The organism is Microcoleus sp. OTE_8_concoct_300 (assembly GCF_031383065.1).
Classification (GTDB): Bacteria; Cyanobacteriota; Cyanobacteriia; order Cyanobacteriales; family Microcoleaceae; genus Microcoleus.
In genome coordinates this window covers 1-12,030 of the sequence record NZ_JANMZH010000350.1, presented here as the reverse complement: position 1 = coordinate 12,030, position 12,030 = coordinate 1, and the positions used below count along the sequence as shown (strand labels likewise).

The window sequence follows — 12,030 nt, the reverse complement described above, 5'->3', positions numbered from 1 at the left end:
CAATTTTTTATGAGGCTGCATAGAATCCGATCCCCCCTAGCCCCCCTTAATAAGGGGGGGACAAGATTCCGATCAAAGTCCCCCTTCTTAAGGGGGATTTAGGGGGATCGAGATATGTGCAACTTCACATTAAATTGGTATGAGTCATTAGTCATTAGTCATTAGTTGTTAGTCATTAGTTATTGTATCGGGTCCGCTGACAAGCGAATTTCTTGATGGTACAAGCCCCCGGACTTATCCGTGGAATCAATCCAAAATCTAAAATCGAAAATCCTCAAGCCCCCGCATTAATCCGTGGGGTCAATCTAAAATCTAAAATCTAAAATCTAAAATCGATTGACTCCCGCCACCACCCTACCAATATTTATCCCAATGCGGAGACTAAAGCTGTGGTTTTTGAGATTGAAGCTAGGGACAGTAGCTTGCGACGGGCTTAGTTAAACTTAAAATTTGTGTAAACTTAAAAATTACGCACGGGTGCGTCGCCACCGATTTTGTTCACGGAAACACTTCGTTGCAGCAGGCAAGCAAGAGTAAAAAAAGCAGGTTTCTGAGAGCCTAATTGCGTCCTGAACTCAAATTTATATTAATTTGTCACGCACAGCGAAAGCAGTGGCTAAAACTTCATATTGCGGGTAAATTTGATCGGCCTGGGCGTCCATTGATTGATTGACTGGCAAGTTGATTCACTGCTTGCGGCCCGTTTTGAAACCAAAAATATCCCACGATTCCCATCGCTGCTGTAATTTGCACTACAAAAGAGACTACCGGGACACTTTGCAGGGGTAATTTTCCCGAAATTATGACAATAGCCGGATTCAAAAGTACGATCGACATCGTGGGCGGTTGAGAAATAAGCGTGATTTTTTAATCAGATACTCCCTGAGTCTCCGGTGCCCCATTATATTAAGAAATATTACAATAATTTTACACATGGGGGAGACTCCGGGGGGGTTCAAGTCAAACCATGCGAGCGAGCGATCGAATCGAACACAATTTTGATAATATTTAAGATTCACAACAAAATTTGCTATTGTGCGTCCGGGTAAAAACAATGAGCGATCGACCAATTATTCTAGGTATTGTCGGAGACAGCGCAGCGGGCAAAACCACCCTGACGCGGGGAATTGCCCAAGTATTAGGGCCAGAAAATGTCACAGTGATTTGCACTGACGACTATCACCGCTACGACAGAAAGCAGCGGGCAGAAATCGGGATCACAGCATTGCATCCCGACTGCAATTATCTCGACATCATGCAGCAGCACCTTAGCCTGCTGCGCACCGGACAAGCAATTCTCAAACCTATCTACAACCACACCACAGGTAGCTTCGATGCGCCGGAATACATCAAGCCCAGCAAATTTGTAATAGTTGAAGGTTTGCTGGGTTACGCAACCCGAACAATCCGCGATTCTTACGACGTAAAAGTGTATCTTGCTCCCCCAGAAGAGTTGCGAACTCAGTGGAAAGTTAAGCGCGATATCATGAAGCGCGGTTATACTGAAGAACAGGTGCTTGCAGAAATAAAAAAACGGGAACCGGACTCTGAAGACTTCATTCGTCCTCAGCGCAAATCGGCCGACGTTGTAGTTAGTTTTTACCCGCCAGAAGCGGACAATGAATCCAATTTGAGCGTCCGTTTAGTGCTCAGACCGACAATTCCTCACCCTGATTTTACTGAAATTTTAGGTCGAGGCAGCGAGAGTTTTAAACCTGCAATTCGCTTGGGACTCGATCGGGATATGGGCAAACCTGTTGACGTTTTGGAAGTAGACTCCCATGCTACCAGCGACCAAGTAAACGAACTGGAAATGATTTTGTGCAGCGAGTTGCCGCACCTGCGGGGATTTTGCTCCGCCCAAGGCAACCCGGAAATTGGCAAACTGATCGGCACAACTGGCGAAGTTTTGCAAAGTTACCCGCTAGCTTTGACGCAGTTGCTAGTTGCATATCACATGATGAAAGCAATTCATGTCTATTAGTTAGTTGTCAGTTGTTAGTTGTTATTTGTTTATTTATTGGTTTTGGGTTATTAGTTCCACTCACCATTAGCAATTACTAATTCTCATTAGTAACAAATAACAACTAACCCATGACTAATGACTGATAATTTGAGAGTCGGCAATTTTCCAGATGCCATCCCAATACTCTAAGGTATAGCGAACTAGCTTAGTATTGAAACTGCTACTATCGACTCTGTCATTTCGGTACACTGTGGCATCTTCGGTGACTTTGACTTCAATAGTGGCTTTGTTTCCAGATGCTGCAAAGCGTTCGACGGATTCAACTTTTTGGACACCGTATCGGTACTGAGAATTGCTGTTTATCAGATTGTCCATCGCTTTGACTGTATCGGTATACAAAATACCGGTAGTCATTTTAGCTAGCAATTGGCGATCGAATGGAGGAGCAAAGATTCTCTGCTTTGCCTCCAGCCACTTGCTAATTAAATCCGAAGCTTGTCCGAGAGTAATATTCTGAGCTTGACTAATATAATCTTTGCAGTAATTTGTTGCAATCCGTTGTCGGGTACAAGTAATATTTTCCGCTTTGGCGGGCGGAGTCAACCACAAAGGAGTTAAGATAGCGAGTAGGATTATCGGTTTCATATCTAAAGCCCTCACTTATGCTGAATTGAATTTATTTAGCCAAAATATAGGTGAGAATTATTATGAAATAATGTCAACCTATCGTTAGTTGGTCAGTAATTTTGTCTACATCATGTACTGGGGGAATTTCGGAGTTTGAATTGTATTATTTTTGTCACAATTGAGAATAAATCCTCGGTGCTCGCAAAGTCGGGTTGGCCGTGCCTAATTGCTGAATTGGCATGGAGACTGGCAACTGACTTTGAGGTGCGGGCAGCATTTCGCCTCGGAAGTCGAGGAGGGTGACGAGCAGCAGGTAGGCAACTGCTAAAATTATAGAAATCACCCCAGTAATAATAGCAATAATTTTTGAACGATCCATATTCAGCAAATTTTAAGTGCAGCTAATATTAGTTTAACATTAAAAAGAGCAATTATTACTGAACTTATGCCATAGAATATAATCAGGTGCTACTTATTTCGCTTACGAAAATGGAACCTCTTATAGATGCGCCAACTCCCACCGAGATGCCCGGAGCTACCCGAGTAGTGGAAACATTTAATCTGGGCAAGTTCTACCGTACTGGCTTTTGGATGAACCAAAAGATTGAATCGCTCAAAAGTTGCACTCTGAGTGTCTTTGAGGGGGAAACTTTCGGGCTGTTAGGGCAAAATGGAGCGGGGAAAACTACGCTGCTGAAAACTTTGCTGGGTATAGTGCGGCCGACTTCTGGCAGGGGGCTGCTGTTGGGGAGGCCTTTGGGCGATCGCACTGTGAAGCAGCGAGTCGGCTATTTGCCAGAAAATCCCTATTTTTACGATTATCTCACGGGCTGGGAATTCTTGCAGTTTGCGGCGGGATTATTTCAAATTCCCCCCTCAATTCAGCGGCAGCGAATTCCGCATTTGCTAGACTTAGTTGGGCTATCTCAATCGGCAGCAACTAAAAAACAGTTGCGCCAGTATTCTAAGGGAATGCTGCAACGGATTGGCATGGCTCAAGCTTTGATTAACAATCCAGATGTGGTATTTTTAGATGAGCCGATGTCGGGTTTAGATCCGATGGGACGCTATCAGATGCGGGAGATAATTTTATCGCTGAAAGCTCAAGGAAAAACAATTTTTTTTAATTCGCATATATTGTCTGATGTGGAGAAGATTTGCGATCGAGTGGCAATTTTGGCGAGAGGTGAGTTAATCTGCATTGGTGCGATCGAGGAACTCCTCGGCAATACTGAAACTTACCGGGTTGAAGGTAGGGGCGGCCACTTGAATATCCTGCAAAAATGGATACCGGATATGGAAGTTGATGATGATGTGTGGTACGGTCATTTGCAGGGCACTCCAAAGGAGTTTATTTCTACTCTGAGCGCTACGGGAGGGCAGCTAATTGGGATGAATTTGGCTAAGCCTACTTTGGAAGAGTTTTTTATGCACCAACTGCAAGAAAGAGGGATTTATTCTAGTGGTTGAATTATCTTAAAAGAGTCTGCACCATTTTCATACATCCTGTAGGGGCTGGTTCACCAACAGATTTAACGGTGCAGACAGGTTAAATAAACCCGCCCTCCAGGTTTTTAGAGTTATTTTGAAAGAGGTAGATTGGGATTGATGGTGGCGCGGGGGCGGGTTTACGAGATTGTGGGTTTTGGGCAATTCTTGTCGGTGAACCCGCCCCTACAAAGTTATGTTTTTTACTTCCGTTAACAATGGCAACTCTATATTTCCACACACCAACTCTGCACAATTCCACTGCCGCAAATACTCACTAACTTCAGAAATAATCGCATTTGCGGCATCTAAATCTCCTGCTTGAGAAGCATGATAGTGCGCTCTGATTAGCGGCTTAATATCCTCGATTTCTTGCCATTCCGATTCCGGTTTGAGGGGAATGCTGATATAATAGTTATAGGCTTGGCTGTGGGCGGTACGGAGATTTTCAGCGTTTTGATTTAGCAGGTACTCGCCCTTTTCTCGGACTAGCGGATGCAACTGATAGGATTTGAGGTGGCGATCGTAATATAGCAATTGTCGGCGTTTAAGCGCCTGAATAATATTTTCTTTAAGTTCATACTTACTAACTTCTGGCATTTGAGCGCTAATTCCTGCAAAAGATAGGGGATATTCTGAGGTTTGGTAGACAGAAATTCGGCTGAGACAAGTTTGCTCGCCGTCGCCCAGACGCGCTATCATTTCATCGATCGCTCTTTCAATATCTCGAATCAGCAACCAGTCTCTCTGGTGCAGAAAAATCCCGACATTTCCCTGAAACTCGGTATCATCTCGAATCAACGCTGCGACGAGGTGTAAGGCTTTGGGATGTCCTGAATAGCGATCGCCCATTTCGGCTAATTCCTCTGCATTCGCAGTCAGATTAAAAGATTGCAAGAGGGCAACAGCGCTATCTCGATTCAATCCGTTTAGCTGGATTTCGCGGGTGACTGTTGGCGGCAATTCGGCTAAGCTTTCGCGGCTGGTAAATATAATTTTGCTTTGATGTTCTGTTTCTAATAACTGTTTGAATAACCAAGCATATTCTGCACAATCTTCGGCGAAATAACCAGCCGCTTTTGCCTCTCGTGCTTTCAAAAGTGTGTCGGCGCGATCGAAAACGAGCAAGCAAGGTTTTTCTCTGAGGATTTTGAGCAGATTTTCGGTTTTTTTGCCACAGTCATTTTGAGCATTGACGGCTGCGGTAATGTCGCCGTTGGAGAGGGTGAATAGCAGCGAGTCAATTGTGCGATCGCACGGGGGTGCTTTGCCTGTTGCAGATTCCAAGGATTGCCAAGCGGCGCAGGTGAAGGGGGTTGTTTCTGTGTGGATTTGGCGAATTAATTGGCTGACGAGGGTGGTTTTTCCGATTCCCGGTAATCCGACTATTGAGATGGCGGTGATGTCTGAGTTAATGATAGTAGTTTTTAAGATTTCGAGTTCTTTTGTGCGCTGTACCCAATTTCTGACGGGGGGTAAGTTTTCTGGGAGGGGGAAAGTGCGATCGGTTTGGTTGTCTTGGGGGATATCTGCGATCGCGGCGGCTAAAAGTGGCTCTGTTTTCTTGATTTTGTAGCCTTCAGCAATGTATTCCCAGTTTTCTATTTCTACTGCTTTGCAAATATTGATAAAGTTCTCTCGTCTAATTCCTATTTTCGCCCAAAACCGTTTTAAGGTAGCTGTTGAAACTAAAGCGGCAACACACCAGGTATCCTCAGTTTTATTCCATCCGAGATTGCGTCTTACCATGTCAATGATTTTTAGCCCTTCTTCGGATGCTCTGAGCAAACCTGCCATTGCTACTCCTCTACGGAAACTCGACCTTAGTAAATAATGTTACATGATTTGGTGAGCCAAATGAGCCAAATGAGCCAAATGAGCCAAGTGAGCCTTTGATGTTGAGCCAAATGGTGAGCCGTTTAGCCTATGCAGATTCAGGATTCTGGAGTATTGTGAAATGATGTGTCTGGTTTTCAGCTACGTTTGACGGTGCATCTGGCGGGCGATCGGGGATACAGCTTATCTGCTGTTGGAGCAATGTAAAGTTTTATTACAAAAACAGGGCGAACTGCATAAAAAGTAGATGAACGCCCTGATAGACATTTAGGAAGGCTTGCAAGGCGGGCTTTGCTGGTTTTGACGCAACTATATTTGTGAGGAGATGGGATTATGACGAATATTGGCTTAGGGCAAACAATTGATGGAAGTTTGAGTAGCACTGATGCTAAAAACCCTAAAAGATTGGGTAGCTTCTCCGATGACTATACCTTAACTGGGGTTTCCAATTGGCAGCAAGTTCAAATTAACCTCGATTCGACTGATCTTGACAGTTATCTACAATTGGTAAATGCTTCTACAGGTGAAGTGATTACCTATAACGATGGCTTAATTAAGAACGGTAATAATTCACAGTTAAAATTCACCGTAATTCCGGGTGTAAATTACACGATTCGAGCTACTAGCTTCTTTGATAACGAGATAGGAAACTATAACTTCAAAACTAGCTCCTTGGGGATTGCATCATCTTTAGTTGTTACGAAAAATGGACAAGAAGCCGGAACAGTTGATCCATTAGGAAGATTTGTAAAAATAGGAAATTTTGTTGAGGCCGAAAGTAGCTCAACATTCTTTGATATAGCTTTCTCTAATGACAACAAGCTTTTGGGTATTAAGAAAGATCCACTTCCTAGTCAGTTGTACAAAATAAATCCTGAAACAGGTTCATCCTCTGTGATTGGCAACTTTGCTTCTGGGGTGGAGATGATTGCTCTGGAACCTTCTCCTAATAACATACTTTATGGAGCTAGTCGCTCTAAGGAGACTTCTAATAGCTTTACTAGCTCTCTATTATACACTATTAATCCTCAAACCGGCACTGCATCATCAATAGCCGACTTTCCTTGGGACGAAGGTTCAGTTGGCGACATCGCATTTGATCCAGGCAATAACCGATTTTTGTTTGCAAAAGATGGCAGCTTGCTCTCTGTTTCTTTAACTGGTCAATCCACTAAAATTGGTGATATTGGCTTTGATGGTGTGGTTGGCTTGTCCTTTGAGGGAAGCACTCTTGTTGGTTTCACAAGTGATAATAAGCGGATTGTTATTGATTCAGCAACAGGAGAAGGGACTTTTGATAGAGATATCACTGGTCTTAGTGATGGCTATACGATTATTGGTGCAGGGTCTATCCCATCTGCGACTCGAACCACAACTCCGACTGTTGAAACTCCAAAACCAACAACTGTAACAGGTCAAGTCGAGGCTAATTTTGTTGACTCAATAACCGATCAAAAACTAAAACTTGGTATCGCTGGAACGAAGAGCGACGTAGCCGGGGCTGCTATTTTAATTTCAGCCATTATAGATAGTTTTGTAGACAAAAATACATTATATAGTACAACCAAGGCCCTAGATTCACTAAGTGAAGGATCTGATAAATTACCCTACGGATACTTCCCCGATAATTTGGGAATGAAGTCTCGAAAAGTCAATCTTAAATTAGTTCCAGAAAGCTCAACTCAGGCAAAGCAAACATGGATCGTTATTCATGGTTTGAATGTTAGTGCTGACGACAATCCTAACTATGCAGGCGATTTTTCGGATTTAGGAAAAGCAGTTGCTCAGACCAATCCAGGCGATCGAGTTTTACTTCTCGACTGGAAGGAAGCAGCGGCTGGCGGTAAGCTGAATAAGACCGAATCCGATATTGATGCTCTACTAAGGCTTAGCAATTACACGGCTGCTAAGTGGATTAGACCCGTTGCTGAGTGGGTAGTAAAGAATCTGAAAGAAGAATTTGGAGTTGATGCTGAGTATGCCAGTAAAAATCTTAATTTAATTGGTCATAGCCTCGGTTCATTACTGAGTAATGAAATAGCTCGCGTATGGCAAGAAGAGCAAACAGCAACAAAAAAAGGTATAGATCCAAATGGTAAAGGAATAGGCGTAAATACAATATTTGCCCTCGATCCACCATCTCAGGCTAACATTAGCACCTTATCGCAGGGAAAGCCCGGATTTGGATATGATGTAGATGGTAGAACACCAGAAGCAGATTTTATATCTCCTGATTCAGGATCTCAACAAATCTACCTACCTAACTTCAAAGAAGTATCTAATTTTTCCAGAGCTTTTGTTGGCAAAAATAGTTTGTCTGGAAATCAAATCTTTGCAGCACAGGCAGACGAGTCATTCCAAATGAGTTTTAACGATCAAATTCAAACTCCTGTTATTGGTGATCAACCTCGCTTGGATGCGAAAGAGCATCAGTGGGTTATCGAAGCATTCAAAAATCTGATTATCCAAAAAAACGAGTTGGGAGATATTGAGAAGTTAGTCAACCAAAACCCTATTTTGACCGATCTCAAAGGCAAAGGAAAAGCTTATGATGATCGCCATGCAGGAATTTTGGCATTTAATACTCCCCAATTTAACCTTCCCCAAACAGAACCCAAAAATGATGAAGAGTTACCAAAACCATTGTTTTTAACGGTAAAAAATAAGGATGGTGGCAATGATGATGACATCGTTTACGGTAGTAACCGAAATGATACTTTAATCGGAGGTAACTCACTTTATAGTGGCGTAGGTAAGGACAACTTTTACGGTCAGGCAGGAGATGATACTATCTATGGAGGAAAGGACAATGATACTCTTTTTGGGGATCAAGGTGATGACTTTCTTTCAGGTGATAATGGCAATGATTACCTCAATGGCGGTTTGGACAATGACACCCTGATTGGCGTCAATCAAAACGAAGATAGGCTGCGGGGTTTCGGACAGATTGATACTTTAATAGGTGGTGGTGGAGCAGATTTATTTATTCTTGGGACTACCAAGACGAACACTTTGTATGATGATGGTATTCCTTTAACAAACGGGATTCGTGACTACGCTCTAATTGTTGATTTTGGAAATATTGGTGGTCAGGATACGATACAGCTTCGTGGTTCTAAAAGCCAATATATTCTTGGGAACTCTCCCAATGGTTTACCAGCAGGTAGGGGGATATATCTTGATAATAATCGGAATCAACAGTTTGACCCTACAGACGAACTAATTGCCATAGTGCAACAAGGAGGAGTAGGGCCAACGCTTGGAACGCCTGTAAATCTAAATTTGGATGCGAGTTATTTCAAGTACGTTTAGGCTAAATCTAAAGGGCGATCCTTTCCTAAAAAGTGCGATCGCCTTGGTTTTAACGAAGTGTGATCGCCATTACGACAAAAAGTGCGATCGCCCTTACGACAAAAAGTGCGATCGCCCTCTAAAACAACCCCCAATACCCAGACTCCCCCACAACCACCTTTCTTAAATCCCAACCCTCTCACAGACATTGAATCATGATTAAACTAAAATTCAAAATATTAGGTGCACTAGCCCTAATCAGTGCAATTGGCATAGATTGTACCAGCCTAGTCAAACCAGCCACAGCACAAACCGCTGCATCTCTAGCCTATCATCTCAAACAAGCAGGTGCTAAAATGTACGGTGCTTCTTGGTGTCCTTACACTCGAAAGCAGGCGCAATTATTCGGAGACGTTTTCAGCCAAGTTCAATACATTGAATGCTCCCCCAATGGTAGAGATGGTGAGTTTAATTCGCAGTGCGATAAAGCTGGGGTTTATAGTTTTCCTACATGGGTAATTGGTGGTCGCACCTATAATGGCATGATGTCTATTCAACAACTAGCCAACATATCTAACTATGGTACACCTTCAAACACCAACGACAAAGTAAAAATATGTGACTATAAAGCCGACCTGATTTTCTATGAAAGAAATCCTCAAATGTTGGGCAGTAAAATCTCTAGTAGTCAATCTAATTTAGCTAATGAATGGTCAGGAATTAGAAGGAATATTCGGGGATGTCAGTAATGCACTAAAGCCCTAGAATAAGTAATACAGGACTTACGCACTCCGACTAAAGAAACCGGGTTTTTTACCGAATCTGCGGGCTGCAACGCGTCTTCTCAGCAAAAACCCGGTTTCTGGGCCCCATGCGTAAGTCCTAATACAGATAAATCGCTCTTCATCCATCCCGGTTCATGTGCGGTTGGTCAAAAGTGCGATCGCCCTTACAACCAAAAGCGCGATCGCCCTTCGTCCTAAAAGCCCTAGAATAAGTAATAGCTCCTGTACTTTGAGGGTTTATAACAGTGACAACCATCACCATTGAAGTCCCCGACGACCTCTGTGAGCAACTCGCACTCCTGGGCGAAGAACTGCCAGAAATTCTGCGCCTGTGCGTCGAGCACCCAGTGTTGCCATCCCGCACCTACCGCTATATTTTAAACTTTCTTGCCAGCGCGCCCACAGCGGAAGAAATCGCAGCCTTCCGCCCCACTCCTGAAATGCAAGAACGCCTGCGGATATTGGTAGTACGCAGCAAAGCCGGTGAACTCACTTCCGCAGAACAAGCAGAACTAGATGAATACGAGCGGATTGAACATCTAGTAATTATGCTCAAAATGGGCAACCTACCTTATCTCACCCGCCAATCTTGATTTGTGACTTATATTTCTGCCACCCTTCGCCGATATATTGAAGAACGCGCTTCCTACTGCTGCGAGTATTGTCTGCTGGGAATTTCTTTGAGTTTCTTCCCTCACGAAGTTGACCATATAATTGCTCTAAAGCACGGAGGTACAACTGATGCGGATAATCTCGCCTTCGCTTGCTGGCGGTGCAACCGATATAAAGGGACAGACTTCGGTTCTTTCGATCCCCAGACTAGCGCTTTTAGTTTCCTGTTCAACCCCCGGACGCAGAACTGGCCCGAACACTTTACCTTGGATGATGGCAGGATTATTGGCTTAACTCCAGAAGGGCGCACAACTGTCAATTTACTACAGCTTAACACCGATGAGCGACTGGCCGAACGCAGGCGATTCCCTTCGGGATAGCTTCGCTTCACGCTCTCTAGTTCAAAATAGTCCGATCGAACTATCAATTTTTATTATACAGATAAATTGCCCTTCTCCCATCTGCGTTCATCCCGGTTCATCCGCCTTCATCTGCGGTTCAAAAGAGCGATCGCCCTTACGACAAAAAGTGCGATCGCCCTTACCCTTTCTCACAAAAACTCAACACGCCCGACCATTTCTTCAGGCGTGTACACTTCATAAATCAAAACCAGAGCTTCAATGATTTGTCCGATCGAACGAGTACCTTGCTTACAATAAGCAATACCTGGATGCTCGCTGCTAAAACTAGCAATCGTTAAAAAATCATCATCATGAGTCATAATCACCCGCTTTTGTTCGCAGATAAATGCTAACTGCGATTCATCACTCTGAGCAAGTAACCCCGCCTCGATAGTTGTTGTAACATCAATTAAACGTCGGCGCAATTCTCGCGCCACAGCCGATTTAACATTCTCATCTAAATGAAAGCGAATTCGCTCACTCACCTCTAATTTCCCTCAGCTTTTCCTGCAAACGAGAGGGTGGACTCTTGCGCTTCAACTCTTCGATCAAAGCATCTGATTCAGCAGTGCGGCGGTCAATTTCTTCTCGATTATCGTAATAGTAAGTCATGGCCGCATGAACCGAAGCCGGTGACAAATTATAGTCCCTAGCGATTTCTTCTATGGACTCTCCCATATTAAGATACATTTCAGCGATGTGTGCTACAGAAATTCGATGACCCGCAATGCGTGGTTTACCACCAAGCACTCCCGGTGTAATTTCAATATACTTTGTGATGACTGATTGCTTAGACATAAAGCATGAAAGGCTCTTATTTGCTAATTTTTAGAGCTATTTAATCTTAGCACAAACAGACTCAGGGCGATCGCCCTTTCATCCATTCGCGTTCATCTGCGGTTAAAAAAACCACCATCACTCCGTCAAAAGCTCTCTCACCCTTTCCCGAAACAAACGCACCGCCGCCCTTTGTCCAATTATTTTACTTTGCTCTATAAAAGCCGGAATTTCTGCGATCGGCAAA

Annotated in this window: 13 protein-coding genes; 6 read left to right on the top strand and 7 right to left on the bottom strand. The window is 43.6% G+C overall.

The genetic code is table 11. The features are described 5' to 3' along the window. Nucleotides 1–1,054: 1,054 nt before the first annotated feature. Nucleotides 1,055–1,984 carry a phosphoribulokinase gene (locus ACUVJL_RS16035; protein ID WP_445246759.1) on the top strand — a complete coding sequence of 310 codons (930 nt, stop codon included), beginning with the start codon at nt 1,055–1,057 and terminating at the stop codon, nt 1,982–1,984. Between the two features lie 114 nt (nt 1,985–2,098). Here ACUVJL_RS16035 and ACUVJL_RS16030 read toward each other — a convergent pair whose 3' ends face one another. Together ACUVJL_RS16030 and ACUVJL_RS16025 are read right to left on the bottom strand one after the other, a co-directional pair. Then, nucleotides 2,099–2,611, bottom strand: coding sequence for an ARC6/PARC6 family protein (locus ACUVJL_RS16030; protein ID WP_445246758.1), 513 nt, complete (start codon nt 2,609–2,611; stop codon nt 2,099–2,101). 154 nt (nt 2,612–2,765) lie between these two features. Further along, nucleotides 2,766–2,972 carry a hypothetical protein gene (locus tag ACUVJL_RS16025; RefSeq protein WP_445246757.1) on the bottom strand — a complete coding sequence of 69 codons (207 nt, stop codon included), beginning with the start codon at nt 2,970–2,972 and terminating at the stop codon, nt 2,766–2,768. A gap of 110 nt (nt 2,973–3,082) precedes the next feature. On the opposite strand from ACUVJL_RS16025, the gene ACUVJL_RS16020 reads away from it, so the two are divergent. Continuing rightward, nucleotides 3,083–4,063, top strand: coding sequence for an ABC transporter ATP-binding protein (locus tag ACUVJL_RS16020; protein WP_445246756.1), 981 nt, complete (start codon nt 3,083–3,085; stop codon nt 4,061–4,063). A gap of 204 nt (nt 4,064–4,267) precedes the next feature. Here the strand turns inward: ACUVJL_RS16020 and ACUVJL_RS16015 are convergent, their stop codons facing one another. After that, the gene (locus ACUVJL_RS16015; protein WP_445246755.1) at nt 4,268–5,878 is read right to left on the bottom strand and encodes an NB-ARC domain-containing protein; all 1,611 of its coding nucleotides are present in this window, start codon (nt 5,876–5,878) and stop codon (nt 4,268–4,270) included. 372 nt (nt 5,879–6,250) lie between these two features. On the opposite strand from ACUVJL_RS16015, the gene ACUVJL_RS16010 reads away from it, so the two are divergent. Then, the gene (locus ACUVJL_RS16010) at nt 6,251–9,229 is read left to right on the top strand and encodes a hypothetical protein (protein WP_445246754.1); all 2,979 of its coding nucleotides are present in this window, start codon (nt 6,251–6,253) and stop codon (nt 9,227–9,229) included. On the opposite strand, the gene ACUVJL_RS16005 is transcribed toward ACUVJL_RS16010, so the two are convergent. Continuing rightward, nucleotides 9,226–9,417, bottom strand: a complete 192-nt coding sequence (locus ACUVJL_RS16005; protein ID WP_445246753.1) for a hypothetical protein — start codon at nt 9,415–9,417, stop codon at nt 9,226–9,228. The genes ACUVJL_RS16010 and ACUVJL_RS16005 overlap by 4 nt on opposite strands. A 6-nt stretch (nt 9,418–9,423) precedes the next feature. On the opposite strand from ACUVJL_RS16005, the gene ACUVJL_RS16000 reads away from it, so the two are divergent. Continuing rightward, nucleotides 9,424–9,957 (top strand): hypothetical protein, encoded by a 534-nt coding sequence (locus ACUVJL_RS16000; RefSeq protein ID WP_445246752.1) that lies wholly within the window; start codon nt 9,424–9,426, stop codon nt 9,955–9,957. Between the two features lie 154 nt (nt 9,958–10,111). On the opposite strand, the gene ACUVJL_RS15995 is transcribed toward ACUVJL_RS16000, so the two are convergent. Next, entirely contained in the window at nt 10,112–10,249 is a 138-nt protein-coding gene (locus ACUVJL_RS15995) for a hypothetical protein (RefSeq protein WP_445246751.1), read from the bottom strand. Here ACUVJL_RS15995 and ACUVJL_RS15990 point away from each other — a divergent pair. Then, nucleotides 10,239–10,586 (top strand): hypothetical protein, encoded by a 348-nt coding sequence (locus tag ACUVJL_RS15990; protein ID WP_445246750.1) that lies wholly within the window; start codon nt 10,239–10,241, stop codon nt 10,584–10,586. The two genes, ACUVJL_RS15995 and ACUVJL_RS15990, sit on opposite strands and share 11 nt — an antisense overlap. 3 nt (nt 10,587–10,589) lie before the next feature. Then, nucleotides 10,590–10,985 (top strand): HNH endonuclease, encoded by a 396-nt coding sequence (locus tag ACUVJL_RS15985; protein WP_445246749.1) that lies wholly within the window; start codon nt 10,590–10,592, stop codon nt 10,983–10,985. Between the two features lie 170 nt (nt 10,986–11,155). Here the strand turns inward: ACUVJL_RS15985 and ACUVJL_RS15980 are convergent, their stop codons facing one another. Together ACUVJL_RS15980 and ACUVJL_RS15975 are read right to left on the bottom strand one after the other, a co-directional pair. Next, nucleotides 11,156–11,491 (bottom strand): DUF5615 family PIN-like protein, encoded by a 336-nt coding sequence (locus ACUVJL_RS15980; RefSeq protein WP_445246748.1) that lies wholly within the window; start codon nt 11,489–11,491, stop codon nt 11,156–11,158. Beyond that, nucleotides 11,484–11,804: a DUF433 domain-containing protein gene (locus tag ACUVJL_RS15975; protein ID WP_445246747.1), complete on the bottom strand. Its 321-nt coding sequence runs from the start codon at nt 11,802–11,804 to the stop codon at nt 11,484–11,486. Before ACUVJL_RS15975 ends, ACUVJL_RS15980 begins: the two co-directional genes overlap by 8 nt. Between the last annotated feature and the right edge of the window lie 226 nt (nt 11,805–12,030).